This is a genomic window from Pseudomonas fluorescens (assembly GCF_902497855.1).
In the GTDB taxonomy this organism is placed as follows: Bacteria; Pseudomonadota; Gammaproteobacteria; order Pseudomonadales; family Pseudomonadaceae; genus Aquipseudomonas; species Aquipseudomonas fluorescens_BI.
The window spans coordinates 18,608-44,088 of sequence record NZ_CABVHU010000007.1; the positions used below are offsets into that span (position 1 = coordinate 18,608).

The window sequence follows — 25,481 nt, forward strand, 5'->3', positions numbered from 1 at the left end:
AGGCCGCCTTCGCGGGCAAGCCTCGCTCCTACAGGATCGAGGTTTGCCGCAGGTTTTGTGCACGAAGCAAAACCTGTAGGAGCGAGGCTTGCCCGCGAATGAGTGCGAAGCACTCGCCTGACCTGACCAACTTCAAAGAGGGTGCATTCAATGTCCCAAGAATTCGACTACATCATCATCGGTGCCGGCTCGGCCGGTAACACCCTGGCGACCCGTCTGACTGAAGACGAAGGCGTCACCGTCCTGCTGCTCGAAGCCGGCGGCCCGGATTACCGTCTCGACTTCCGCACGCAAATGCCAGCCGCCCTGGCGTTCCCGCTGCAAGGCCGTCGCTACAACTGGGCGTACGAAACCGATCCAGAGCCACACATGGACGGTCGCCGGATGGAATGCGGTCGTGGCAAGGGCCTGGGTGGTTCTTCGCTGATCAACGGCATGTGCTACATCCGCGGCAACGCGATGGACTACGACAACTGGGCCAAGCTTCCAGGTCTTGAAGACTGGGACTACCTCAACTGCCTGCCGTACTTCAGAAAAGCGGAAACCCGCGACATCGGCCCGAACGACTACCACGGTGGCGACGGTCCGGTCAGCGTGACCACGCCCAAAGCCGGCAACAACCCGCTGTTCCATGCGATGGTCGAAGCCGGCGTGCAGGCCGGTTACCCGAGCACTGAGGACCTTAACGGTTACCAGCAGGAAGGTTTCGGCCCGATGGACCGGACCGTGACGCCGAACGGCCGTCGCGCCAGCACCGCCCGCGGTTACCTGGACATCGCCAAGAAGCGCTCGACCCTGACCATCGTCACCCACGCCCTGACCGACAAGATCCTGTTCGAAGGCAAGCGTGCGGTCGGCGTGCGTTACCTGATCGGCGCCGCTGAAGAACGCATTGAAGCCCGCGCCCGCAAGGAAGTGCTGCTGTGCTCCGGCGCCATCGCTTCGCCGCAGATCCTGCAACGCTCCGGCGTCGGCCCGGCCGAGCTGCTGAAAAAACTCGACATTCCGGTGGTCCACGACCTGCCGGGCGTGGGTGAAAACCTGCAGGATCACCTCGAGTTGTACCTGCAGTACGCGTGCACCCAACCGGTCTCGCTGTACCCGTCGCTGCTCTGGTACAACCAGCCGGCCATCGGTGCCGAGTGGCTGTTCAACGGCACCGGTATCGGCGCCAGCAACCAGTTCGAAGCCGGCGGTTTCATCCGTACCCGTCCGGAATTCGATTGGCCGAACATCCAGTACCACTTCCTGCCGGTCGCGATTAACTACAACGGCAGCAACGGTGTGAAAGAGCATGGCTTCCAGGCGCACATGGGTTCCATGCGTTCGCCGAGCCGGGGTCGCATCCAGGCCAAGTCCAAGGATCCGCGCGAGTACCCGAGCATCCTGTTCAACTACATGGCCACCGAGCAGGACTGGCAGGAATTCCGCGACGGTATCCGCCTGACCCGTGAAATCATGCAACAGCCTGCGCTGGATGCTTTCCGTGGCCGCGAAATCAGCCCGGGCATCGAGGTGCAAACCGATGAGCAGCTGGACACGTTCATCCGCGAACACGCCGAAACCGCGTTCCACCCGTCCTGCTCGTGCAAGATGGGCACCGATGAGATGGCCGTGGTCGACGGCGAAGGTCGTGTGCATGGCATGCAGGGCCTGCGTGTAGTCGATGCCTCGATCATGCCGATCATCACCACCGGCAACCTGAACGCACCGACGATCATGATCGCCGAGAAAATCGCCGACAAGATCCGTGGTCGCAAGCCGTTGCCGCGCAGCACTGCTGATTATTACGTTGCCGGTGAAGCGCCGGTGCGTGGCAAGCCGTTGCGGGATGTGAGCCTGACTGCTCAGTAAGTCATAACACCGAGGCGCGCCCTTCGCGGGCAAGCCTCGCTCCTACAGGAGAACGCGATTCCTTGTAGGAGCGAGGCTTGCCCGCGAAGACGCCAGACCAAGCACCATACCTCCCGAAGTAATCCTTTCCTACACCGCCCCGCCCTTGATATCGCTCCCCGCCCAGGCCTAATCTAGCGCCACGCAATCGTTTCACCCCCTCGCAACACCGATGCTCCATACCAAGGAGGTCCACGAATGTTCGATTTCCACCCCCAGCTCAAGCAGCGCTTCGCTGCCTTGCGCACGGGCGCTGAATTCTTTTCGCTGCGTTATGTGCGCGAGTCCGGCCAGTACCTGTCAGTGCGCAAGAACGTCGCCGAACCGCCGAGCCTGAGCCGAGACGAAGGTGCGATGCTGACGGTTCGGGTCAACGGCGTGGAGACCTATGCCGCGACCAACGACCTGTCCCAATCCGGCCTGCAAGCCGCACTGGACAAAGCCGAGCAACAAGCCCGCCGACTCAAGCCCCATGCCCTGCTCGACCTGCGCGAACAAACCGTTTCCAGTGACCGCGCCGATTACTTCTCGCCGAACCTCGACCAGCCCTTCCCGTCCCTGAGCGATTGCTACCAATTGCTCGGCGCCGAATCCGCCGCCGTGCCCAAGGACGAGCGACTGGTGAACTGGGAAGTGAGCATCGGCATCACCCACGTCGAACAGATCTACCTCAGCAGCGCCGGCGCCGAGCTGCGCCAGGCCCAGCGTTTCGTGTATCCGAGCCTGGAGGTTACCGCCTACGACGGCAGCGACAGCCAGACCCGTACCCTCGGCCGCGAGAACTTCGGCCAGCAGGGTGGTTTTGATGTGATCAGCCGCTGCGGCCTGGTGGGTGCCGGTCCGAAAATCGCTGATCAGGCGCTGCAATTGCTACTGGCGCCGAACACCCCGCAAGGCCCACGCGACCTGCTGCTGATGCCCGACCAGATGATGTTGCAGATCCACGAATCCATCGGTCATCCGCTGGAACTGGACCGCATCCTCGGCGACGAGCGCAATTACGCCGGCACCAGTTTCGTCAAGGCAGAAGACTTCGGCAGCCTGCAATATGGCTCCGAACTGCTGAACGTGACCTTCGATCCGGACATCCCTGAACAGCTCGCCAGTTACGGTCATGACGACGACGGCACCGCCGCCAGCAAGCAGTTCCTGATCAAGGAAGGTTTGCTGCTGCGGCCACTGGGCGGCGCCCTTTCTCAATTCCGGGCCGGAATGAACGGCGTCGCCAACAGCCGCGCCTGCGGCTGGAACCGTCCGCCGATCGACCGCATGGCCAACCTGAACATCGAGCCCGGCGATCAACCGCTGGAGCAGCTGATCGGCAACATCGAGCACGGCATCCTGATGAGCACCAACCGCTCCTGGTCTATCGACGATGCGCGCAACAAGTTCCAGTTCGGCTGCGAATGGGCTCGGCTGATCGAAAACGGCGAACTCAAGGGCGTGGTGAAAAACCCCAACTACCGGGCGATTTCCGCGCAATTCTGGAAGAGCCTCAGCGCCGTCGGCGACGCCAGCACCGTCAAGGTCCTCGGCACCCCGAACTGCGGCAAGGGCGAGCCGAATCAGGTGATCCGCGTCGGCCATGCGTCGCCGGCCTGTGTGTTCAGCCATGTGGATGTATTTGGAGGAGACGCCTGATGAGTACGTCCAGCAATCAGGCCGAAGCGTTCAAGGCCTTGGTCAACTGGTTGCGCGATGCTGTGCGCGAACCGGAACAATTCACCCTCAGCTATGCCGCCGAGTCGTCGGACTTCGTGCGTTTCAACCACGCCAAGGTGCGCCAGGCCGGCCAGGTGCAGCAAGCGAGCGTCGGCTTCAAGCTGATCGACGATGGGCGCCACGCCGACCTGAACATTACCCTCTGCGGTGATGTGCATGTCGATGTTCAGCGCCTGGCCGAAGGGCTGCAACAGTTGCGCGACACCTTGCCGCTGCTGCCGCAGGACCCGTACCTGCTGCTCAACCACACCGGCTGGCAGAGCAAGAATGTGCAGGAGCATCCGCTGCCGGACACCGCGCAAGTGGTCGCGCAAATCACCCAGGCGGCCGAAGGGCTGGACCTGGTGGGCTTCTACGCTGCCGGCCCGATCAGTCGGGGTTTCGCCAGTTCTTCAGGCGCGTTTGGCTGGCATCAGGCCAACAGCTTCAACTTCGATTTCAGCCTGTTCCATGACAATGGCCAAGCCGTCAAAGCCAGCTACGCCGGGCACGACTGGAACAGCGACGGGTTCGCCAGACGTTTTGCGCAAGCGCGCGAGCAGCTGGCGTTTCTGGGCAGACCGCAACGCACCCTGGCGCCGGGTCAGTACCGCGCCTACCTGGCGCCGGCAGCCCTGGGTGAAATCATGGATATGCTGGGCTGGGGCGGTTTCTCGGCGCAGTCGATTGCCAGCAAGAACAGTCCGCTGCAGAAGCTGTACGCGGGCGACAGCTCGTTCAGTGCGCTGGTGTCGGTCGATGAGAAGGTCAGCGGTTCGTTGAGCCCGGCGTTTTCCGGCGAAGGCTATCCGCGCAGCGATCTTGAGTTGATCGTCAATGGCAAGGCCGGCGCGCAGATGGTCAGTTCCCGCAGCGCTGCCGAATATGGCCTGACGGCCAATGGCGCCAGCGGCGGTGAAATGCCCAGCGCGTTGAACATGGCGGCGGGAGAATTGCCTGATGCACAGATTCTCAAGCAGCTGGGCACCGGGTTGTACATCAGCAACCTCTGGTACCTGAACTACTCGGACCAGCCGGCGGCACGCCTGACCGGCATGACGCGGTTCGCGACCTTCTGGGTCGAAAACGGCGAGATCCAGGCGCCGGTGAGCACCATGCGCTTTGATGACAGTGCTTACAGTTTGCTGGGATCGCAACTGGAAGCATTGACTGAAGAGCGCGAGTTGCTGCTGTCGGCCAGCACCTACAGCCAGCGGGCCACTGCTTCGGCGTTGTTGCCGGGGGCGCTGGTTAGCCGCCTGACGCTAACCCTGTAACCCCGCAAAACCCTTGTAGGAGCTGGCTTGCCAGCGAAGAGGCCGGCACATTCAACATCATTGTTGCCTGACAGTCCGCCTTCGCTGGCAAGCCAGCTCCTACAGGGGGTCGGTGTAACGCAGATACTCCCTGACAAGAGGCCCCATGCCCAACCGCCAACCTCTCGACGCTGTCACTGCCCGCTGGGTGCCCTGGGTCGTCGCCATCGCGTTCTTCATGCAGTCCCTCGACGGGACCATCCTCAACACCGCCCTGCCGGCCATGGCCCGGGACCTGGCGGAAGATCCGCTGCGCATGCAAGGCGTGATCATCGCCTACATGCTCACCGTCGCCTTGCTGATCCCCGCCTCCGGATGGATCGCCGACCGCTTCGGCACCAAGAAAATCTTCTTTGGCGCGATCCTGCTGTTCAGCATCGGCTCGTTGCTCTGCGCCCTGTCGAACACCTTGAGCATGCTGATCGGTGCCCGGGTGATTCAGGGCCTGGGCGGGGCGCTGATGCTGCCGGTCGGGCGCCTGGTGGTGCTGCGCGCCTACCCGCGCTCGGAGCTGGTGCGGATCATGGGCTTTATCACCATTCCCGGACTGCTCGGCCCCCTGCTCGGCCCGACCATGGGCGGCTGGATGGTGGAGTACCTGACCTGGCACTGGATCTTCCTGATCAACCTGCCGGTGGGCGCCGTCGGTTGCTACGCGGTGTGGAAATTCATCCCTGATCTGCGCGGCACCGAGCGCACCCGTTTCGACAGCCTGGGCTTTTTGCTGTTTGGCGCGGCGATGGTGCTGATCACCATTGCCATGGAAGGACTCGGCGAACTGCACCTGCCGCACTTGCGTGTGATGTTGCTGCTGTTCGGCGGCATGGCGTGCCTGGCCGCGTACTGGCTGCGGGCCGGGCACATCGATAATCCGCTGTTCGCGCCCTCGCTGTTCAAGACCCGGACGTTTGCCGTGGGCATCCTCGGCAACCTCTTCGCCCGCCTGGGCAGCGGCGCGCTGCCGTTCCTCGTGCCGTTGCTGCTGCAAGTGGCTCTGGGTTACTCGCCCTCACAGGCCGGGATGAGCATGTTGCCGCTGGCTGCCGCAGCGATGGTCGCCAAGTCGGTGGCGCGGCCGCTGATCGAGCGCCTGGGCTATCGCATCGTGCTGACCGGTAACACCCTGGCGCTGGGACTGATGCTGGCGAGCATGGGCCTGGTCAGCGAGCAGACGCCGTACTGGTTGCTGCTGGGAATGCTGGCGATCCTCGGTGCCATCAACTCGCTGCAGTTCACCGCGATGAATACCGTGACCCTGATCGACCTCGATGACGCCAGCGCCAGCAGCGGCAACAGCTTGCTGTCGGTGGTCGCGCAATTGTCCCTCAGCCTGGGCGTTGCCTGCGCTGGCGCCCTGCTCGGCGGCTTTACCGCAGAAGCCGGCAATGACGGCGTAGACACTGTTCTGGGTGCATTCCAGCTGACCTTTGTGACGGTTGGAATCATGGCGATGCTGGCCGCTACGATCTTCTCGCAGCTCTCAAAGGAAGACGGACGGCGCGTCAAGCGTCCGGAAGAACACATAGAGCCTTAGGGCGAATGGCCATGGGACTGATACACTGCGCGACATTTTGTTTTGCAGGCCAGTCCCGTGACCACCATCGCCACCGCTTTTAATACTTTGCCGCTGTCCGCCGCCATGCTGGCTAACCTCGACTCCCTCGGTTATGCCCAGATGACGCCGATCCAGGCGCAAAGCTTGCCGGTGATCCTCAAGGGGATGGACCTGATCGCCCAGGCCAAGACCGGCAGCGGCAAGACCGCCGCCTTCGGTATCGGCCTGTTGAACCCGATCAATCCGCGCTTCTTCGGTTGCCAGGCGCTGGTCATCTGCCCGACTCGCGAACTGGCTGATCAGGTCGCCAAGGAAATCCGTCGCCTGGCCCGTGCCGAAGACAACATCAAGGTCCTGACCCTGTGTGGCGGCGTGTCCTTCGGCCCGCAGATCGGCTCTCTGGAGCATGGCGCGCACATCATCGTCGGCACCCCGGGCCGCCTCCAGCAGCATTTGCGCAAAGGTTCGCTGGTGCTCCATGGCCTGAACACGCTGATCCTCGACGAAGCCGACCGCATGCTCGACATGGGCTTCTACGACTCCATCGAAGAAATCATTGCCCAGACCCCAGAGCGTCGCCAGACCCTGCTGTTCTCCGCCACGTACCCGACGGGTATCAAGCAGTTGGCGGCGAAATTCATGCGCACCCCTCAGATCGTGAAGGCCGAGGCGTTCCACGACGACACGCAGATCGAGCAGCGTTTCTACGAGATTTCCCCGGAAGAGCGCATGGACGCCGTGGTCAAAGTCCTCGGGCATCATCGTCCGGCCTCCTGTGTCGCCTTCTGCTTCACCAAGCAGCAGGTTCAGGAAACCGTTGATCACCTGACCTCCAAAGGCATCTCTGCCGTCGGCCTGCATGGCGATCTGGAACAACGTGACCGTGACCAGGTACTGGCCATGTTCGCCAACCGCAGCACCTCGGTGCTGGTTGCTACCGACGTCGCCGCTCGCGGCCTGGACATCGATGCGCTGGACATGGTGATCAACGTCGAACTGGCCCGTGATTCGGAAATCCACATCCACCGTGTTGGCCGTACCGGTCGTGCTGGCGAGAAAGGTATTGCGATCAGCCTGGTCGCACCGTCCGAAGCGCACCGCGCCCAAGCCATCGAGCTACTGCAGAAGTCGCCGTTGAGCTGGGATCAGCTGGACAACCTCAAATCCCAGGGCGGCGCACCGCTGCTGCCGGTGATGAGCACGCTGGTCATTGGCGCTGGCCGTAAAGACAAAGTTCGTCCGGGCGACATTCTGGGCGCACTGACGGGCGATGCGGGCATTCCGGGTGCTCAGGTTGGCAAGATCGCAATTTTCGACTTCCAGGCTTATGTGGCTGTGGAACGCGGGATCGCCAAGCAAGCCTTGCAGCGTCTGAATGACGGCAAGATCAAAGGCCGTTCGCTGCGCGTGCGTATCTTGTAAAACCGCACCGCCCCCCTGTAGGAGCGAGGCTTGCCCGCGAAGAACGATAACTCGGTCTACCTGATGCACCGTGTAATCGTTCTTCGCGGGCAAGCCTCGCTCCTACAGGATCTGGGTTAGCCCTGAGAATTTGTGTGAGGACACCGTTTTGCGCTCTACCGAAGTCGTGATCATTGGCGCTGGCGCCGCAGGTTTGATGTGTGCGCTGACCGCCGCCGGGCGCGGGCGCAAGGTGATGTTGCTCGACCATGCGAATAAGGCCGGCAAGAAAATCCTGATGTCGGGCGGTGGCCGCTGCAATTTCACCAACATGTACACCGAACCGAGCAATTTCCTCTCGCAGAACGAACACTTCTGCAAATCCGCCCTTGCACGCTATACCCAGTGGGATTTCATCGGCATGGTCGCCAAACACGGCGTGCCCTACCACGAGAAAAAACTCGGCCAATTGTTCTGCGATAACAAATCCAGTGACATCCTCGAGATGCTGCTCAGCGAGTGTGATCAGGTCGGCGTGAGCCTGCATCTGGACACGTCGATCCAGACCATCGAGAAACTCGAACGGGGCTACCTGCTGGACACCACGCTGGGCCAGATCACCTGCGAATCGTTGGTGATCGCCACGGGCGGCCTGTCGATTCCAACCCTGGGCGCAACCGGTTTCGGCTATCAAGTGGCCAGGCAATTCGGCCACGACTTGCTGCCGACCCGCGCAGGCTTGGTGCCGTTCACCATCACCGATCAGCTCAAGGAGCTTTGCACCGAGCTGTCCGGTACGTCGGTGGATTGCCTGGTGAGCTGCAACGACCAGAGCTTTCGCGAGAACATCCTGTTCACCCACCGCGGCCTCAGCGGCCCGGCGATTTTGCAGATCTCCTCGTTCTGGGAGTCCGGCGACACGGTGGAGATCAACCTGCTGCCGGATCACGATGTGCCGGGCTGGCTGCAACAGCAACAAACCGAACGCCCGAACAGTGAACTGAAAACCCTGCTGGGTGAAATTTTCACCAAGAAGATGGCCAATCTGCTGGCGGACAACTGGTTCGTCTCCAAGCCGATGAAACAGTACACCCACGCGGAAATTGCTGACATCGCCGAGAAACTGGCGAGCTGGAAAGTGATACCTGCCGGTACCGAAGGGTATCGCACGGCCGAAGTGACCCTGGGCGGCGTCGACACCCGTGAGGTTTCGTCCAAGACCATGGAATCGCTGAAAAGCCCAGGCCTTTACTTCATCGGCGAAGTGCTCGACGTGACCGGGCATCTGGGCGGTTTCAATTTCCAGTGGGCCTGGGCCTCCGGGTACGCTGCCGCGCAGTACGTCTGATAGACCGCGTTATCGTTCTTCGCGGGCAAGCCTCGCTCCTACGGTTTTTGTTTCGTTTGCGATATTGCGTACGACAGAACCCCGTAGGAGCGAGGCTTGCCCGCGAAAGCGTCCGAACAGACAACATAGAACACGCAAGGAACAGATTTTGCTGTCAGATGTAATCGGCGCCATTGCGTCGGCGTCATTACTGGCTCAATTTAGCTTCATTGCCTCGGAAGGCCTTCGCACTTCATGTCATCTACCCCGTTCAGTCAGTCTCTGCGTCGCCTCTGGGCGCTGGATAAATTCAGCTACAGCGTGCGGGTATTCATCGCCCTGACCGGCAGCATGGCCCTGTGCTGGTATCAGGATGAAATGGCGCTGCTGATCCCGTTGTTCCTGGGCATCATCGCCAGCGCCCTGGCCGAGACCGACGACAGTTGGCAGGGACGTCTCAACGCCCTGGCCGTGACGCTGGTGTGTTTCAGCGTTGCCGCCCTCTCCGTCGAACTGCTCTTCCCCTACCCCATCGTCTTTGTCATCGCCCTCGCGCTGGCCAGTTTCGGCCTGACCATGCTGGGCGCCTTGGGCGAACGCTATGGTGCAATCGCGTCGGCAACGCTGATCCTGTCGGTCTACACCATGATTGGTGTCGAACAGCGGGGCGGTGCAGTCACTGATTTCTGGCACGAACCGGTGCTGCTGGTGGCCGGTGCGGCCTGGTATGGTTTGCTCTCGGTGCTGTGGCAGGCGCTGTTCTCCAACCAGCCGGTGCAGCAGAGCCTGGCGCGACTGTTCCGTGAACTGGGTTATTACCTGAAGCTGAAATCGTCGCTGTTCGAGCCGATCCGGCAGATGGACGTGGAAGCACGCCGCCTGGAACTGGCCCAGCAGAACGGCCGAGTGGTGGCCGCATTGAACGCCGCCAAGGAAATCATCCTGCATCGGGTCGGCAATGGCCGACCAGGGTCAAAAGTCAGCCGTTACCTGAAATTGTACTTCCTCGCCCAAGACATCCACGAACGCGCCAGTTCCTCGCACTACCCTTACAATGCCCTGGCCGATGCCTTCTTCCACAGCGACGTGCTGTTCCGCTGTCAGCGCCTGCTGCGCCAGCAAGGCAAAGCCTGCCGCGCGCTGGCCGAGTCGATCCAGATGCGCCAGCCATTCATTTATGACGCGGGTTTTGCCCAAGCCCTGAGTGACCTGCACGCCTCCCTCGAACACCTGCGCAACCAGAGCAACCCGGCCTGGCGCGGCCTGTTGCGGTCATTACGCGCACTGGCGGCCAACCTCGGCACCCTTGACCGTTTGCTCAGCGATGCCAGCAACCCCGACGCGCTGGCCGATGCCACCGACAGCAGCCTGCTCGACCGTTCGCCACGCAGCCTCAAGGATGTGTGGATGCGCTTGCGCACGCAGCTGACGCCGACATCGCTGCTGTTCCGCCACGCCCTGCGATTGCCCCTGGCGTTGAGCGTCGGCTACGGCATGGTGCATTTGATCCACCCGTCCCAGGGTTACTGGATCATCCTTACGACGCTCTTTGTCTGCCAACCGAACTACGGCGCGACAAGACTCAAGCTTGGCCAGCGGATCATCGGCACCGGCATCGGCCTGACCGTGGCCTGGGCGCTATTCGACCTGTTCCCCAACCCCCTGGTCCAGTCGTGCTTCGCGATCGCGGCCGGGGTGGTGTTCTTTATCAGCCGCACCACCCGCTACACCCTGGCGACAGCTGCAATCACCCTGATGGTGTTGTTCTGCTTCAACCAGGTCGGGGACGGGTACGGGCTGTTCCTGCCGCGACTGTTCGATACTTTACTCGGCAGCCTGATCGCCGGACTGGCGGTGTTCCTGTTCCTGCCGGACTGGCAGGGTCGACGCCTGAACAAAGTGCTGGCCAATACCCTGACCTGCAACAGCGTTTATCTGCGCCAGATCATGCAGCAATACGCCGTCGGCAAAAGCGACGACCTGGCGTATCGCCTGGCCCGACGCAATGCCCACAACGCCGATGCCGCGCTGTCGACCACGCTGGCGAATATGCTGATGGAGCCGGGCCATTTCCGTAAGGAAGCGGATGTCGGCTTTCGGTTTCTGGTGCTGTCGCACACCTTGCTCAGCTATTTGTCAGGTCTGGGCGCGCATCGCGAGACCCAGCTCCCCCCGGACGTGCGCGAACAGTTGATCGAGGGTGCAGGGGTGAGACTGGCCGCCAGCATCGATGAAATCGCCCAGGGCCTGGCGAGTAAACGGCCGATTGCGATTCAGAGCGATGAGGAAGAGGCGCTGGCCAATGAGCTGGAACTCATGCCGGACGAGATCGATGAAGGGCAACGGTTGGTGCAGACGCAGTTGGGATTGATTTGCCGGCAGTTGGGGCCGTTGCGGACGTTGGCGGCGCATTTGATCAAGGATACGAGCGAGGCGTAGGAGGTGAACAATGACCCGTGACATTTTGGCCTTTGTCACAGAGTTGTTCGTCATACAGACATCCTTGGCCTGGGCGCTTAGTATCGGAGCGAGTTGATCAAGGAATGTGAAGATGACAATCGATTGGGTCTGCAAACACCACACTGATCTGGGCAAAGAGCAGCTGTATGCCATTCTGCAGTTGCGAGCGCAGGTGTTCGTTGTCGAGCAGAAATGCGCCTATCAGGACGTGGATGGCCAGGATCTGGAAGGCGATACCTGCCATTTGATGGCGTGGGACGGGGATCGGCTGGTAGCGTACCTGCGGTTGCTCGATCCGGAGCTACAGGGTGGCGATGTGGTGATCGGGCGGGTGATCACCGCACCGGAGGCGCGCGGCAAGGGACTGGGTCATGAGTTGATCAACCAGGCATTGAAGCAGGCTGAAAAGCGCTGGCCAGAAGTACCGATCTATCTGTCGGCCCAGTCGCACTTGCAGGGGTATTACGGGCGGTACGGGTTTTTGGTGGCGGGTGAGGAGTTTCTTGAGGATGACATTCCGCATATCGGGATGCGTCGTCCCTGAGGGCCTCTTCGCTGGCAAGCCAGCTCCCACAGGGTCCGGGTTGGATTACAAATTTGTATTCCATCCGCGATCACTGTGGGAGCTGGCTTGCCAGCGATGGCGTTAGCACAGGCGCCGACTATCAGGGGTAATCCAACACCGCCTTGATCTGCCGCAAATGACGCTCGATCCACCCTCGGTCAATCGCCCCCCACGCCCGAATCCGATAACGCCCGGCATGATTGCGCCCGCCTTCTTCCTGTTCGAACTCGCAAACAATATCCAGATCCGCCAGCGCCGCGATGGTGTCCTGCGCGGTGCGCCGTGGCATGCCGGTCACTTCGGTCAACGCCGGGACGCTGCTCGCCAGCCCGCTGTCGATCAGGTACGCCACGTACAACCGGCGGTAGAAGCTGCTCTTGGTCTTGCTGACGTCCATCCCTGTGCTCCGCATTATTGAGAAGATCTTTACTGCATGTCCCGCCAAGTCAGATACACCCGCAAATCAAACTCCACCTGGTGATACCCCGGCAACATGTGTTCGCACAACTTGTAGAACGCCTTGTTGTGATCCGACTCCTTGAAATGCGCCAGCTCATGCACCACGATCATTTTCAGAAACTCGGAAGGTGCGTCCTTGAACAACGAGGCGACGCGAATTTCTTTCTTGGCCTTGAGCTTGCCGCCCTGCACCCGGGAGATCGTAGTGTGCAGGCCGAGGGCACGATGGGTCAGATCCAGACGGTTGTCGAACAAGACCTTGTCGATGGCCGGGGCGTTACGCAAGAACGCCTGCTTCAAGTCCAGCGCGTACGTATACAGTGCCTTGTCGCTCTGCACGTCGTGCTTTTGCGGGTAACGTTGGCTCAGGTAGTCATCCAGCCGACCTTCGGCGATCAGCTGGCGCACCTGGTCCTGCAATGCAGCGGGGTAGGCCTGGAGGTATTTCAACACGGTCATCGGGACGGGCAACATCAGAACGAACAGGTCGCCAGTGTAGCGAATTCAGCGCACCAGCGTGCTCCAGTCGAACGGCTGCACAAAGTCGCCGACGTCCTCGGCCATCATCGGCCGCGCCACCAGAAACCCTTGTACGTACTCGCAGCCATTGGCGTGCAGCCACTCATATTGCGCAACGGTTTCCACGCCTTCGGCAACCACCAGTATTCCGTATTGCCTGCACAGGTCGATCACATTGCGCACCAGCGCCGCATCCCGTGAAGACGCCGGCAGCCGAGAGATCAAGTGCCGGTCGAGCTTGAGTGTGTCCAGCTCCAGGTCGCGCAGATGAGATAGCGAACACGGCCCGGAACCAAAGTCATCCAGGGCCACCCGCACCCCCAGATTGCGCAGCAGGCGCAACTGTTTGCGGGTTTCGTCGGGATTGTGCATCAAGGCCTCTTCGGTGACCTCGACTTCCAGATGGCGTGCCTGCAAACCGTTGCGCTCCAGCACCTGGCGCAACTCGGCGCCCAGATTGGGCATGCCGAACTGTGTGCCGCTCAAACTGACACCCAGCACCAGGTCCTCGGCAAACAAGGTTTCCCAGGCCTTGCGCTGGCCTGCCCCGCGCTGGTAGATCCAGCTACCCAGCCGACTGATCAACCGCGCCTCTTCCAGCAACGGCAAAAACAACCCCGGCGGCACATCGCCGACACTGGGGTGCTGCCAGCGCAGCAGCGCTTCGAAGCCGCGAATCTGGCCGCTGGCAATGGATACCTGAGGTTGATACACCAGATTGAAATCACGATTGTCGATGGCCGTGCGCACACTTTCTTCGAGCATCAACCGCGAGCGTGCCCGGCCATTCATTTCGTGATCATAGAAGCGATACTGCTGGCGCCCGGCACGCTTGGCTTCATACATGGCGATGTCCGACGCTCGCAGCAAACCGTCAAGATTGGTCCCGCAATCCGGGAAAGTGGCGATACCGATACTGGCGCCCAAGGCGATATCCAGACCGTCGATCTGCTGACACATCGACACTCGCTCAATCAGCTTCTCGGCAATCTTTGCCGCTTGCTCGGGGAACTCCAGGTCCAGTAACGCCGTGAACTCGTCGCCGCCCATGCGCGCCAGAATGTCGAAAGATCGCAAACAGGCCTTCAACTGTTCGGAGACCCAGCGCAGTACCCGGTCACCGGCGTCGTGACCGAGGGAGTCATTGACCCGCTTGAAGCCGTCGAGGTCCAGATACAGCAATACCCAGACACTGTCGGTACGTTCGCCCCGCAGCAGAAGGTTTTCCACCGTTTGATAAAACCCCCGACGATTGAGTAGCCCGGTCAGCGGGTCGGTGACCGCCTGATACTCCAGCTGTTGGTGCAAATGACACACGACCGACATGTCCAACACCGTCACCACCATCGCCTGCTGTTCGGCGGGCAAAGGTGCGCAGGACAACGCAACCGGCACTTGTTGACCCGGAGCTGTACGCAGCAGCGCATCATGCAAGCGCAGGGTTTCACCGCACCTGTAACCGCGGAGCAATTCGGAATCGGCCCAGACAGGGATGTGTGGCTTTTGCAGATAATCCAGAAACTCCTTGCCCTGCAGGTCTTGCACCGTGGCATTGAGCAGCCGCGACATCGCTGGATTGGCAAAGCGGATCAGCCCCTCCTCATCGACCACCAGTATGCCTTCGGCGGCATTGTCCAAGACCGAGGCATTAAACGCGCGAGCGAGCTCCAGATCGTGACTCAGGCGCTGCAGCGCGCGGCGATTGCGTTGATGCTCAAGCAGCGCCTGGATTTTCGGCTTGAGGATTTGCGGGTCGAACGGTTTGAACAGGTAATCCACCGCACCACTGGCATAGCCCTTGATCACGGCGGCCTGGGACTGTTCGTTGGCGGTGAGGAAAATGATGGGCGTGTGGCGGGTGCGCTGACTGCCGCGCATCAGGTGCGCGACTTCAAAGCCATCCATGCCCGGCATCTGCACATCCAGCAGCACCAGGTCGACATCGTGTTCGAGCAACAGATCGAGGGCTTCAAAGCCCGAGGCGGCGGTCAAGACTTGCCAGCCTGGGCGCTGGAGCAGCGCGCGCATGCTGATCAGGTTTTCCGGGTAGTCATCGACGATTAAAAGAATTGAGCTGGCTTCGGCTGGCGTCGCTTGCGCGCATTCCATGCTGCTTCTCTTTTTCGGGGCGGCAGGCCGGCTTCTCATGAAAGCCGGATCCATACTAAGCCTTCACTCTAGACCGGGATCCGTGAAAGCAGAAGGTGTCAGTACGCCACCATTTAACCATTGCGTACATTTGCCGACTAACGGTCGCCCCTACAAGCCCCTGAAACCGGGGAAGATGGCATTTCGACAGGATGTTGACGCCAACCATCTGCCAGACGGGCATTAACAAATCAGCCTTCTGCGCTTATAAAGACCGCCCTCCAAGGCGCGTGCTAGAGCACCTGGCACGTGCGTGCAGCAAAAAAAATCGTGGAAGCTTCCTGATTATGATCGATCTCGCAACCTGGAACCTGAGTGTTCCCGTCGGCAATCCGCCGTACACCGTTGACACGCCCAAACTGGTGGACGGCTTCAAGGATCAATACTTCCATTCCGATTCCGGCACACTTTTTTTCTGGTCGCCAGTGACGGGTACCCGCACTGAAAACGCAATCTATCCCCGCACCGAATTGCGCGAAACCTATAGCAACGGAAAGCTGCGCAATTGGCTCTACCCGGACGCCGATAACTCCTTGAGTGCCACGCTGGCCGTCAACCAGGTGCCCAGCTCCGGCAAGATCGTCATCGGTCAGATTCACGCCTATAAAAGCCAGAAGCCCATGGTGAAGGTCGAGTACCAGTACAAGACCGAGACGCAGACGGGCAACATTGTCGCCAAGGTGCGCATGCGCCCCGATGACGGCGACGGCCGGGTGATCACCATTGCCACCGGCGTGAAGCTGAATCAGCAATTTTCCTACATGATTCACCTGAGCCCCCGCGGCGCACTGGGCATCAGTGCGGCGGGCTACAAGTGGGACACCGACATCAGCAAGACCTGGAGCGTCAAGCCGCTGTACTTCAAGGCCGGCGTGTATGTGCAGGACCACACCGGATACACCAGCGAAGGCGGTAAAGTGACGTTCACCAAGCTGGATATTGATCACGATAAATAACTGGATCGTATCAATCGCAAAAATAGCGCAGCTTTCCAGGCCGTATGAAAATCCGGGCCCTGCTGACCGGTAAAGAAAGTGCCCGTGCCTCGCGACACGGGCGTTTTTTACGCCTCATGATGTGCTGCTTACAGTCTTTGCACTTACTTGATACACAGCAACATAAAATTCTGGGAACCATCCCCAGCAGGCCCAGACTTGCCGGCAAGCTGAGTAATCACAGTGACATGGCTCTGCTTCGGCATGGCGCCCAGCCTCGCCTGCCCATAAAAAATATCATCGTTCGAGCGACTGTCCGTCAAAGAGACAGAACAGAACCCTGGCGCATTCTTATACACGTCCGATTTAAAGTTGATTTTGTAATCTGCGAAGTAATCCTTTTGAGCATTGTGTTCCACCCCGGTGATCCACTGAGGGTTTTGCGCCAGTACCTTCCCGTCGCTACTGATCGACGCCGTAAAAATAGTGGTATCGGCGTTGGCAGAAACAGCCACACAGGCAGCACAAATAGTGGCTAACAGGCCTGCATTTTTCAGCATTTTGTTAAATTCCATTTAACGCATTCCTTATCCATTGAATTATCTGCCTCCAAAGCGCCATGATGATCAATGGCCACCGAGTGCCGACAGCGAGTGAAACAGGCTGAAGCGACCCAACTAAAAACCTGTAGCCCAGGCTTTTAGTTGCGCTTCAACCTCCAACTCGTTACTCAATCAAACTTGAAGGCACACTCGCTCAGCCCGGCAGAACAGAAATTATCCTTCCATGCTCCACCAACCGGCTTGGCTGGCGTTGGAAAACGTTGTGACATCCTGACACCCGCCTTACCCTCGCCTTCATAGTCACAGGCAACAAAATAGACCGGGTTTCCGTTATCGGTGGTTTGCCTGATGGCCGCCGAGGTAAATTGAACCTTGTCCAGATATGACTCGGTCGCTCCGGGATTCTCGCCTTTCCATCCACCACGGATAGCGTTGGCGGTATAAGTGAATCCGCGTTCCGGGCTGATCGATTGAGCCATGATGTTACTGACTTGTGGGCACATTTCGTCAGCGGCATAAACAGTGCCTGCAAGGGCAAACAGACTTAAGAGCCCAGCTGAAAAAACCTTGCTTACTCGCAGCAGTTTCTTATTGCCTGGTGCTGGCAAGATGGAATACTTCATAATTAATTACATCCATAAAATCAATTTGAAGTTAGATACTGAGGACCCGTCAACGCTCTGTCCACCCTCTATTCCGATAGTTTATTTAGCAGTTATTGCAAACATAAACTTACATAAGATATCCCGGGATCGCAGCACGCAAATAATGCTTACATATTGGATGCAATACGGCGCTGACAGAGGCTGTCGGGTCATAGGGCATGACCAGCGATACTTCCCTCGGCATGAATGTCACTCATAACGAACTTTATTAACCCACAGACTAATCATGTCTACTTTAGATGACATTTCAAGTGCGTCGCGTCAGTGCCCGGGCAACATCCCCCTCATAAAAAACCCGCCTCTCGGCGGGTTTAATGTCAATCCAACGCTGGAGGCTTAGTTGACCTTGGCGTTCAACTCACCCTTCAGGTAACGCTGATACATCCCTTCCAGCGAGATCGGCTTGATCTTCGAAGCGTTGCCAGCCGTACCGAAGGCTTCATAACGAGCGATGCACACGTCGCGCATTGCAGTCACGGTCGCGCCGAAGAACTTGCGCGGGTCGAACTCGCTCGGATTGGTAGCCATCAGGCGACGCATCGCACCGGTGGACGCCAGGCGCAGGTCGGTGTCGATGTTGACCTTGCGCACGCCGTGCTTGATGCCTTCGACGATTTCTTCAACCGGTACGCCGTAGGTTTCCTTGATGTCGCCACCGTACTGGTTGATGATCGCCAGCCAGTCCTGCGGCACCGAAGACGAACCGTGCATCACCAGGTGAGTGTTCGGGATGCGCTTGTGGATTTCCTTGATACGGTCGATGGCCAGCACGTCACCGGTAGGTGGCTTGGTGAACTTGTAAGCGCCGTGGCTGGTGCCGATGGCGATGGCCAGGGCGTCGACCTGCGTGCGTTTTACGAAGTCAGCGGCTTCTTCCGGGTCGGTCAGCATCTGGCTGTGATCCAGAACGCCTTCGGCGCCGATGCCGTCTTCTTCACCGGCCATGCCGGTTTCCAGCGAACCCAGGCAGCCCAGCTCGCCTTCTACCGAGACGCCACAGGCGTGAGCCATGGCCACGGTTTGCTGGGTTACACGGATGTTGTAGTCATAGTCGGTCGGGGTCTTGCCGTCTTCACCCAGGGAACCGTCCATCATCACCGAGCTGAAGCCCAGCTGGATAGAGCGCTGGCAGACGTCAGGGCTGGTGCCGTGGTCCTGGTGCATGCACACCGGGATGTGCGGGAATTCTTCGATCGCCGCCAGGATCAGGTGACGCAGGAACGGTGCACCGGCGTATTTGCGAGCACCGGCCGAAGCCTGGACGATCACCGGGGAGTCAGTCTTGTCAGCGGCTTCCATGATGGCGCGCATCTGCTCAAGGTTGTTGACGTTAAAGGCTGGAACGCCGTAGCCGAATTCGGCTGCGTGGTCCAGCATCTGGCGCATGCTGATAAGTGCCATTGTGTGTGTCTCTCCCGGTTGAGGGTCGTTAATCGTGTCAGCCTGCCGTAGCGACGGCGGCTATTCAAGTTATTGCAGATCGGGGGTTAACCCGGCCTGCGAATTCGGATGTTGCATCAACTCTAAAACGTCAGCCCTTCTGTAGGAGCGAGCTTGCTCGCGATGGTGGTCCAGACAACGCGGACACTCTGGTATCCAGAGTCATCGTTAACGACCATCGCGAGCAAGCTCGCTCCTACAAGTGGCAACCGCGGCCGATCAAATCATTGGTGGCGACCCAGTAGACCAGGCCTTCCTCACCTTTCATGTGAAATGCCAGCATGTCGTTGCTGTACAGCGAACCTTCGGCGCCCGGTTCAAGCTTCAAAGGGTAGACCTGATCGGCACCACCCAGGCGAACGTCGACTTCCTTGCGAGCGGCGTCGGTATAGCGCCAAAGCACCTTGGCCTGGCTGTCGCAAGTCCAGGTGGTCCAGCTGTCCGTCGATTCGGCAGGCTTGAACAGGTTAAGACTGGAGCAACCTGCCAGCAGAGCCAGCGCCGTAATGGCGATAAAACCTTTCATCCATGTTCCTCGACTGACGGCGCATGCCGCCAGTCCTGAGTAAAGTGTCAGACCCGTCAAGGGCAACCATGTTCCTTGGCCGGGGTCTGGGTCTCGTATTTTTCCAGGCCATCAGGCCCGGAACGCTTATTGATCACCGGGTTGGTTTCGGCCTGCCAGTCGGCCTGGTAGCAGCCTTTGTCCTGTTCAGAGGTCTCGGGCACCGGCGGAGCTTTCGGGTTACTCCCGCAGGCCGCCAGCACACCCGCAGCGATCAACAGCGCCAGCGTCTTGACCATGTGAACACTCCCTTGCCTGGTCAAATGGGCAGCCTCAGGCCTTGGCCCGGCTTTCAAGCACTTCAACGGCCGGCAGTACCTTGCCTTCGACGAACTCGAGGAACGCGCCGCCGCCGGTAGAAATGTAGGAGATCTGCTCAGCTACGCCATATTTATCGATGGCCGCCAGGGTATCGCCGCCTCCCGCGATGGAGAATGCCGAGCTTTCTGCGATGGCCTGGGCCAGGACCTTGGTCCCGTTACCAAACTGATCGAATTCGAATACGCCTACCGGGCCGTTCCACAGGATAGTCTTGGACGACTTCAGCAGCTCGGCGAAATTCGCCGCGGTCTGCGGGCCGATGTCCAGGATCATGTCGTCTGCGGCCACGTCGGCAATCAGCTTGACCGTAGCGGTGGCGCTTTCAGCGAATTCCTTGGCAACGACGACGTCCACCGGCAGTGGCACGCTGACTTTGGCGGCGATTTCGCGCGCGGTGTCGAGCAGGTCCGGCTCGTACAGGGACTTGCCGACCGGGTGACCGGCCGCAGCAAGGAAGGTGTTGGCAATGCCGCCGCCGACGATCAGCTGGTTGCAGATCTGGCTCAGGCTGTTGAGCACGTCGAGTTTGGTCGAAACCTTGGAGCCGGCAACGATAGCGGCCATTGGCTGCGCCGGGGCACCCAGGGCCTTGCCCAGTGCGTCCAGTTCGGCAGCTAGCAGCGGGCCGGCAGCGGCGACTTTGGCGAACTTGGCCACGCCGTGGGTCGAACCCTCGGCACGGTGAGCGGTGCCGAAGGCGTCCATCACAAACACGTCGCACAGGGCCGCGTATTGCTTGGCCAGTTCGTCGGCGTTCTTTTTCTCGCCCTTGTTGAAGCGCACGTTTTCAAACAGCACGATGTCGCCGGCTTTCACGTCGACGCCGCCCAGGTAATCGGACACCAGCGGCACTTCGCGGCCCAGCGCCTTGCTCAGGTAGTCAGCCACTGGCTTGAGGCTGTTCTCGGCCGAGAACTCGCCTTCGGTCGGACGGCCAAGGTGCGAGCAGACCATCACGGCCGCGCCTTTTTCCAGGGCCAGCTTGATGGTCGGCAGCGAAGCCAGGATTCGCGCATCGCTGGTGACAACACCGTCCTTGACTGGGACGTTGAGGTCTTCGCGAATCAGTACGCGCTTACCTTGCAGATCGAGGTCGGTCATCTTCAACACGGTCATGGGTCGCATTCCTGAATAGCTGTTTTAGAGAGCAGGTTTTTTAGAAATAGCTGCTTGCAGATAGTGTTCTGCAACATCCAGCATTCGATTGGCAAAACCCCATTCGTTGTCGAACCAGGCCAGGATGTTCACCAGCCGCGGGCCGGAAACTCGGGTCTGACTGGCATCGACGATGGCCGAATGTGGGTCATGATTGAAATCACAGCTTGCGTGAGGCAACTCGGTGTAGGCCAGAAGCCCTTTGAGCGGGCCATGGGTGGCGGCTTCGCGCAAAATCCGGTTGACCTCGGTGGCGTCCGTATCGCTCACGGTCTGCATCGTAATGTCGAGGCAAGACACGTTAACCGTCGGCACCCGCACGGCTTTGGCCTGAATTCGCCCGGCAAGTTCCGGCAACAGGCGTTCGATGCCACGCGCCAGACCAGTGGACACCGGAATCACCGACTGGAACGCCGATCGGGTGCGGCGCAGGTCTTCGTGGTGATAGGCGTCAATGACCGGTTGATCGTTCATTGCCGAGTGGATGGTGGTGATCGATACGTATTCCAGACCAATGGCCTGATCCAGCAGGCGCAACAGCGGCACGCCGCAGTTGGTGGTGCAGGAGGCGTTGGATACCAGCAACTCGTCGCCGGTCAGGCAATCCTGGTTCACGCCATAGACGATGGTGGCGTCGACATCCGCCTCGCTGGCCATTGGCTGGGAAAACAGTACCCGCGGCGCGCCGGCATCAAGAAAACGCTGGCCATCTTCACGGGTGTGGTAAGCGCCGGAGCACTCCAGCACCAGATCGACGCCCAGCGACGCCCAATCGATGCCTTCGGGGGTGGCACTGCGCAGGACCTTCACGCAGTCGCCATTAATATGCAGACAATCGCCTTCAACCCTCACTTCGCCGGGAAAACGCCCGTGGGTGGAGTCGAAGCGTGTCAGGTATTCGATGCTGGCCATGTCGGCCAGGTCGTTGATCGCGACAATTTCAAACCCGGCCTTTGCCCCTCGCTCGAACAAAGCGCGCAAGACGCAACGACCAATCCGGCCGTAGCCGTTGAGTGCAACTTTGTAGGGACGCGGTTGAGGCATGGGGTTCTCGATAATGCGCAGCCAGACGAAATTCTCATGTGCAACACACCCCCTGTAGGAGCTGGCTTGCCAGCGAAAGCGTCCGTTCAATCAACATTTATGTTGGAATTGACGACGCCTTCGCTGGCAAGCCAGCTCCTACACAGGGACCGCGGCAGCCTGGGCCACCGCGTCGTGTTTTAGTCTTCCAGCAGCTCTTCAGCCTGACCCAGGATGTTTTCCAGGGTAAAGCCGAATTCCTCGAACAAGGCTGGCGCAGGCGCCGACTCGCCGTAGGTGGTCATGCCGATCACGCGGCCTTCCAGGCCCACGTACTTGTACCAGTAGTCCGCATGGGCGGCTTCGATGGCGATACGCGCGCTGACCTGCAGCGGCAGGACCTCTTGCTTGTAGCCGGCGTCCTGGGCATCGAACACGCTGGTGCACGGCATCGAAACAACTCGCACCTTACGGCCTTGCTCGGTCAGCTTGTCGTAAGCCTGAACCGCCAGGCCGACTTCCGAACCGGTAGAGATCAGGATCAGCTCAGGCTCGCCTGCGCAGTCCTTCAACACATAGCCGCCACGCGCGATCTCTTCGATCTGAATCGCATTGCGGGTCTGGTGCTGCAGGTTCTGCCGGGAGAAGATCAATGCCGACGGACCGTCGTTACGCTCCAGGGCGAGCTTCCAGGCCACGGCCGATTCAACGGCATCGGCTGGCCGCCAGGTGTCGAGGTTCGGCGTGCTGCGCAAGCTGGTCAGTTGCTCGATCGGCTGGTGAGTCGGGCCGTCTTCGCCCAGGCCGATGGAGTCGTGGGTGTAGACGAACACCACGCGCTGCTTCATCAGCGAGGCCATGCGCACCGCGTTGCGCGCATATTCCATGAACATCAGGAAGGTCGCGCCGTAAGGCACCAGGCCGCCGTGCAGGGTCACGCCGTTCATGATCGCGCTCATGCCGAACTCGCGAACGCCGTAGTACATGTAGTTGCCGCTGGCATCTTCAGCCGTGACACCTTTGCAGCCTTTCCACAGGGTCAGGTTGGAACCGGCCAGGTCAGCCGAACCGCCCAGCAATTCCGGCAACAGCGGGCCGTAGGCATTCAATGCGTTCTGGCTGGCTTTGCGGCTGGCGATGGTTTCGCCCTTGGCCGCCACTTCCGCGATATAGGCATCGGCCTTCTCGGAGAAATCAGCCGGCAGCTCGCCGCTCAGACGACGCACCAGCTCGTTGGCCAGCTCAGGGAAGGCGGCGGAGTAGTCCGCGAAACGCTGATCCCATTCGGCTTCGGCCGCGCGACCGGTTTCCTTGGCGTCCCACTCGGCGTAGATGTCGGCCGGGATTTCGAACGGACCGTGGTTCCAGTTCAGTGCCTTGCGGGTCAGGGCGATTTCCGCGTCACCCAATGGGGCGCCGTGGCAATCTTCCTTGCCTTGCTTGTTCGGCGAACCGAAACCGATGGTGGTCTTGCAGCAGATCAGGGTCGGTTGCTCGCTTTTGCGCGCAGTCTCGATCGCGGTCTTGATTTCTTCCGGGTCGTGACCGTCGACGTTGCGGATCACCTGCCAGTTGTAGGCTTCGAAACGCTTGGGCGTGTCGTCGGTGAACCAGCCTTCGACTTCGCCGTCGATGGAGATACCGTTGTCATCGTAGAAGGCGATCAGCTTGCCCAGGCCCAAAGTCCCGGCCAGGGAGCTGACTTCGTGGGAAATGCCTTCCATCATGCAGCCATCACCGAGGAACACGTAGGTGTGGTGATCGACAACGTTATGGCCAGGACGGTTGAACTGCGCCGCCAGGACTTTTTCTGCCAGGGCGAAACCCACGGCATTGGCCAGACCCTGGCCCAGTGGACCGGTGGTGGTTTCCACGCCCGGGGTGTAGCCGAATTCCGGGTGACCCGGGGTGCGGCTGTGCAGCTGGCGGAAGTTTTTCAGGTCATCGATCGACAGATCGTAGCCGGTCAGGTGCAGCAGCGAGTAGATCAACATCGAGCCGTGACCGTTGGACATCACGAAGCGGTCACGGTCGGCGAACGATGGATTGCTCGGGTTGTGCTTGAGGTAGTCACGCCAAAGTACTTCGGCGATATCCGCCATACCCATAGGGGCACCGGGATGGCCGCTGTTGGCTTTTTGCACGGCATCCATGCTGAGGGCACGAATGGCGTTGGCACGCTCACGACGGCTGGGCATCGCTGTTCTCCTGCGGGTTCTGAATCGAGAGTGAATAAAACGAAACGGAAAAAAGGCGAGCATTTTCCCTCACCCACCTGCCTCGGGGCAATGACAGATAATCATCTGAAGAGGTTTTTCCAATGGATAACCCTGTATTCGACTGATGAAACCTTTCCGCAATTCGTCTGTTGACTGAATCTACTCCTGAGAAGTGCCACCTATCGACCAATATCAAAACTTTTTGATATTGCTCTTGCGATGCTTTCTAAGCGTCTCTAGACTGCTGGCCCTATGAATTTACGCGCGCGCTCCATTCGACATGACCCTTGCGATGAGCTGTCGGCCCTGTGCAAGGCCGGTGGCGATCCTCTGCGCCTGACCGTATTGCGCGCGCTGGCCAACGACTCGTTCGGCGTGTTGGAACTGGCGCAGATCTTCGGCATCGGTCAGTCGGGCATGAGTCATCACCTCAAGGTATTGGCCCAGGCCGACCTGGTGGCGACCCGTCGGGAGGGCAATGCGATTTTCTACCGCCGCGCCCTGCCCCACACCGATCTGCCGGGCGGTAAACTGCATGCCGCGCTGCTGGAAGAAGTGGATAACCTGACCTTGCCCGCCGACGTGCAGTCGCGCATCGCCCAGGTCCATGGACAACGGGCCGCGGCCAGCCAGGACTTTTTCTCACGGGTAGCGGAGAAGTTTCGCGCCCAACAAGACTTGATCGCCGGTCTGTCGCAATACCGCGAAAGCGTGGTGGCATTGCTCGACAAGCTGAGTTTCAACCACGGCGCCACCGCCATTGAAGTCGGCCCCGGCGACGGCGCCTTTCTGCCGGAACTGGCGCGCCGCTTCACCCAGGTCACGGCGCTGGACAACAGCCCGGCCATGCTCGAACTGGCGCGCCAGGTCTGTGAGCGCGAGTCCCTGCTTAACGTCAGCCTGCAACTGGCCGATGCATTGAATGGTGTGAGCCTCAAGGCCGATTGCGTCGTACTGAACATGGTGCTGCACCATTTTGCCGCGCCGGCCGATGCGCTCAAGCACATGGCCGGCCTGCTGCACCCGGGCGGCAGCCTGTTAGTGACAGAGTTATGTAGCCACAACCAGAGTTGGGCCAGGGAGGCCTGCGGTGATCTCTGGTTGGGGTTTGAACAGGACGATCTCGCCCGTTGGGCCACCGCCGCGGGACTCGTTCCCGGGGAAAGCCTCTATGTAGGCTTACGTAATGGTTTCCAGATACAGGTCCGCCATTTTCAGCGACCGACTGGCGACACTCACCATCGGTAAATT

At 60.0% G+C, this 25,481-nt stretch carries 21 protein-coding genes; 10 read left to right on the plus strand and 11 right to left on the minus strand.

What is annotated here, in order from left to right:
- Positions 1–150 precede the first annotated feature (150 nt).
- The 8 genes from betA (at position 151) to F8N96_RS15340 (ending at position 12,197) form a co-directional block, all read left to right on the plus strand.
- The gene (gene betA / locus F8N96_RS15300; protein ID WP_150798505.1) at positions 151–1,854 is read left to right on the plus strand and encodes a choline dehydrogenase; all 1,704 of its coding nucleotides are present in this window, start codon (positions 151–153) and stop codon (positions 1,852–1,854) included.
- 237 nt (positions 1,855–2,091) lie between these two features.
- Entirely contained in the window at positions 2,092–3,534 is a 1,443-nt protein-coding gene (locus F8N96_RS15305; protein WP_150798506.1) for a TldD/PmbA family protein, read from the plus strand.
- Positions 3,534–4,871 carry a TldD/PmbA family protein gene (locus F8N96_RS15310; RefSeq protein WP_150798507.1) on the plus strand — a complete coding sequence of 446 codons (1,338 nt, stop codon included), beginning with the start codon at positions 3,534–3,536 and terminating at the stop codon, positions 4,869–4,871. Before F8N96_RS15305 ends, F8N96_RS15310 begins: the two co-directional genes overlap by 1 nt.
- A gap of 145 nt (positions 4,872–5,016) precedes the next feature.
- Positions 5,017–6,444, plus strand: a complete 1,428-nt coding sequence (gene mdtD / locus F8N96_RS15320; RefSeq protein WP_150767508.1) for a multidrug transporter subunit MdtD — start codon at positions 5,017–5,019, stop codon at positions 6,442–6,444.
- 105 nt (positions 6,445–6,549) lie between these two features.
- Positions 6,550–7,887, plus strand: a complete 1,338-nt coding sequence (gene dbpA, locus F8N96_RS15325; RefSeq protein WP_237140749.1) for an ATP-dependent RNA helicase DbpA — start codon at positions 6,550–6,552, stop codon at positions 7,885–7,887.
- Between the two features lie 148 nt (positions 7,888–8,035).
- On the plus strand, positions 8,036–9,214 hold the full coding sequence (locus F8N96_RS15330; RefSeq protein WP_150798508.1) for an NAD(P)/FAD-dependent oxidoreductase: 1,179 nt from the start codon (positions 8,036–8,038) through the stop codon (positions 9,212–9,214).
- Positions 9,215–9,448: 234 nt separating this feature from the next.
- Complete coding sequence (gene yccS / locus F8N96_RS15335; protein ID WP_150798509.1) at positions 9,449–11,632, plus strand: YccS family putative transporter; 2,184 nt, start codon at positions 9,449–9,451, stop codon at positions 11,630–11,632.
- A gap of 112 nt (positions 11,633–11,744) precedes the next feature.
- On the plus strand, positions 11,745–12,197 hold the full coding sequence (locus F8N96_RS15340) for a GNAT family N-acetyltransferase (RefSeq protein ID WP_150798510.1): 453 nt from the start codon (positions 11,745–11,747) through the stop codon (positions 12,195–12,197).
- 121 nt (positions 12,198–12,318) lie between these two features.
- Here F8N96_RS15340 and F8N96_RS15345 read toward each other — a convergent pair whose 3' ends face one another.
- The 3 genes from F8N96_RS15345 to F8N96_RS15355 are packed head-to-tail and all read right to left on the minus strand — an operon-like array spanning position 12,319 to position 15,305.
- Positions 12,319–12,615 carry a winged helix-turn-helix domain-containing protein gene (locus F8N96_RS15345; protein WP_150798511.1) on the minus strand — a complete coding sequence of 99 codons (297 nt, stop codon included), beginning with the start codon at positions 12,613–12,615 and terminating at the stop codon, positions 12,319–12,321.
- Positions 12,616–12,644: 29 nt separating this feature from the next.
- Positions 12,645–13,136: a M48 family metallopeptidase gene (locus F8N96_RS15350; RefSeq protein ID WP_150798512.1), complete on the minus strand. Its 492-nt coding sequence runs from the start codon at positions 13,134–13,136 to the stop codon at positions 12,645–12,647.
- Positions 13,137–13,181: 45 nt separating this feature from the next.
- Positions 13,182–15,305, minus strand: coding sequence for a putative bifunctional diguanylate cyclase/phosphodiesterase (locus tag F8N96_RS15355; RefSeq protein ID WP_150798513.1), 2,124 nt, complete (start codon positions 15,303–15,305; stop codon positions 13,182–13,184).
- 326 nt (positions 15,306–15,631) lie between these two features.
- Between F8N96_RS15355 and F8N96_RS15360 the strand changes: the two genes are divergently transcribed.
- Complete coding sequence (locus F8N96_RS15360) at positions 15,632–16,300, plus strand: polysaccharide lyase family 7 protein (protein WP_150798514.1); 669 nt, start codon at positions 15,632–15,634, stop codon at positions 16,298–16,300.
- 143 nt (positions 16,301–16,443) lie between these two features.
- Here F8N96_RS15360 and F8N96_RS15365 read toward each other — a convergent pair whose 3' ends face one another.
- The 8 genes from F8N96_RS15365 to tkt all read right to left on the minus strand — a co-directional run bounded on the left by F8N96_RS15365 (position 16,444) and on the right by tkt (position 24,209).
- On the minus strand, positions 16,444–16,854 hold the full coding sequence (locus tag F8N96_RS15365) for a hypothetical protein (RefSeq protein WP_224789438.1): 411 nt from the start codon (positions 16,852–16,854) through the stop codon (positions 16,444–16,446).
- A gap of 155 nt (positions 16,855–17,009) precedes the next feature.
- Positions 17,010–17,465 carry a DUF3757 domain-containing protein gene (locus F8N96_RS15370; protein WP_150798515.1) on the minus strand — a complete coding sequence of 152 codons (456 nt, stop codon included), beginning with the start codon at positions 17,463–17,465 and terminating at the stop codon, positions 17,010–17,012.
- A gap of 378 nt (positions 17,466–17,843) precedes the next feature.
- Positions 17,844–18,908 carry a class II fructose-bisphosphate aldolase gene (gene fba / locus F8N96_RS15375; protein ID WP_008151974.1) on the minus strand — a complete coding sequence of 355 codons (1,065 nt, stop codon included), beginning with the start codon at positions 18,906–18,908 and terminating at the stop codon, positions 17,844–17,846.
- Between the two features lie 235 nt (positions 18,909–19,143).
- A complete protein-coding gene (locus tag F8N96_RS15380) occupies positions 19,144–19,473 on the minus strand; it encodes an MliC family protein (RefSeq protein WP_150798516.1) in 330 nt (109 codons plus the stop codon).
- 56 nt (positions 19,474–19,529) lie between these two features.
- A complete protein-coding gene (locus tag F8N96_RS15385) occupies positions 19,530–19,751 on the minus strand; it encodes a hypothetical protein (RefSeq protein ID WP_150798517.1) in 222 nt (73 codons plus the stop codon).
- Positions 19,752–19,785: 34 nt separating this feature from the next.
- Positions 19,786–20,949, minus strand: coding sequence for a phosphoglycerate kinase (locus tag F8N96_RS15390; protein WP_007894933.1), 1,164 nt, complete (start codon positions 20,947–20,949; stop codon positions 19,786–19,788).
- A 24-nt stretch (positions 20,950–20,973) separates the two neighbouring features.
- Positions 20,974–22,032, minus strand: a complete 1,059-nt coding sequence (epd, locus tag F8N96_RS15395; protein ID WP_150798518.1) for an erythrose-4-phosphate dehydrogenase — start codon at positions 22,030–22,032, stop codon at positions 20,974–20,976.
- Positions 22,033–22,211: 179 nt separating this feature from the next.
- The gene (gene tkt, locus F8N96_RS15400; protein WP_150798519.1) at positions 22,212–24,209 is read right to left on the minus strand and encodes a transketolase; all 1,998 of its coding nucleotides are present in this window, start codon (positions 24,207–24,209) and stop codon (positions 22,212–22,214) included.
- 273 nt (positions 24,210–24,482) lie between these two features.
- On the opposite strand from tkt, the gene F8N96_RS15405 reads away from it, so the two are divergent.
- The gene (locus F8N96_RS15405) at positions 24,483–25,478 is read left to right on the plus strand and encodes an ArsR/SmtB family transcription factor (protein WP_150798520.1); all 996 of its coding nucleotides are present in this window, start codon (positions 24,483–24,485) and stop codon (positions 25,476–25,478) included.
- Positions 25,479–25,481: the final 3 nt, after the last annotated feature.

Bases quoted from the DNA above. Each gene is read 5' to 3' on its own strand.
- mdtD (WP_150767508.1), top strand. From the start codon at position 5,017: ATGCCCAACCGCCAACCTCTCGACGCTGTCACTGCCCGCTGGGTGCCC.
- yccS (WP_150798509.1), top strand. From the start codon at position 9,449: ATGTCATCTACCCCGTTCAGTCAGTCTCTGCGTCGCCTCTGGGCGCTG.
- F8N96_RS15340 (WP_150798510.1), top strand. From the start codon at position 11,745: ATGACAATCGATTGGGTCTGCAAACACCACACTGATCTGGGCAAAGAG.
- F8N96_RS15385 (WP_150798517.1), bottom strand. From the start codon at position 19,751: ATGGTCAAGACGCTGGCGCTGTTGATCGCTGCGGGTGTGCTGGCGGCC.
- F8N96_RS15405 (WP_150798520.1), top strand. From the start codon at position 24,483: ATGAATTTACGCGCGCGCTCCATTCGACATGACCCTTGCGATGAGCTG.
- F8N96_RS15345 (WP_150798511.1), bottom strand. From the start codon at position 12,615: ATGGACGTCAGCAAGACCAAGAGCAGCTTCTACCGCCGGTTGTACGTG.
- F8N96_RS15365 (WP_224789438.1), bottom strand. From the start codon at position 16,854: ATGGAATTTAACAAAATGCTGAAAAATGCAGGCCTGTTAGCCACTATT.
- tkt (WP_150798519.1), bottom strand. From the start codon at position 24,209: ATGCCCAGCCGTCGTGAGCGTGCCAACGCCATTCGTGCCCTCAGCATG.
- dbpA (WP_237140749.1), top strand. From the start codon at position 6,550: ATGCTGGCTAACCTCGACTCCCTCGGTTATGCCCAGATGACGCCGATC.
- F8N96_RS15380 (WP_150798516.1), bottom strand. From the start codon at position 19,473: ATGAAAGGTTTTATCGCCATTACGGCGCTGGCTCTGCTGGCAGGTTGC.
- betA (WP_150798505.1), top strand. From the start codon at position 151: ATGTCCCAAGAATTCGACTACATCATCATCGGTGCCGGCTCGGCCGGT.
- F8N96_RS15360 (WP_150798514.1), top strand. From the start codon at position 15,632: ATGATCGATCTCGCAACCTGGAACCTGAGTGTTCCCGTCGGCAATCCG.
- epd (WP_150798518.1), bottom strand. From the start codon at position 22,032: ATGCCTCAACCGCGTCCCTACAAAGTTGCACTCAACGGCTACGGCCGG.
- F8N96_RS15390 (WP_007894933.1), bottom strand. From the start codon at position 20,949: ATGACCGTGTTGAAGATGACCGACCTCGATCTGCAAGGTAAGCGCGTA.
- fba (WP_008151974.1), bottom strand. From the start codon at position 18,908: ATGGCACTTATCAGCATGCGCCAGATGCTGGACCACGCAGCCGAATTC.
- F8N96_RS15350 (WP_150798512.1), bottom strand. From the start codon at position 13,136: ATGACCGTGTTGAAATACCTCCAGGCCTACCCCGCTGCATTGCAGGAC.
- F8N96_RS15305 (WP_150798506.1), top strand. From the start codon at position 2,092: ATGTTCGATTTCCACCCCCAGCTCAAGCAGCGCTTCGCTGCCTTGCGC.
- F8N96_RS15355 (WP_150798513.1), bottom strand. From the start codon at position 15,305: ATGGAATGCGCGCAAGCGACGCCAGCCGAAGCCAGCTCAATTCTTTTA.
- F8N96_RS15310 (WP_150798507.1), top strand. From the start codon at position 3,534: ATGAGTACGTCCAGCAATCAGGCCGAAGCGTTCAAGGCCTTGGTCAAC.
- F8N96_RS15370 (WP_150798515.1), bottom strand. From the start codon at position 17,465: ATGAAGTATTCCATCTTGCCAGCACCAGGCAATAAGAAACTGCTGCGA.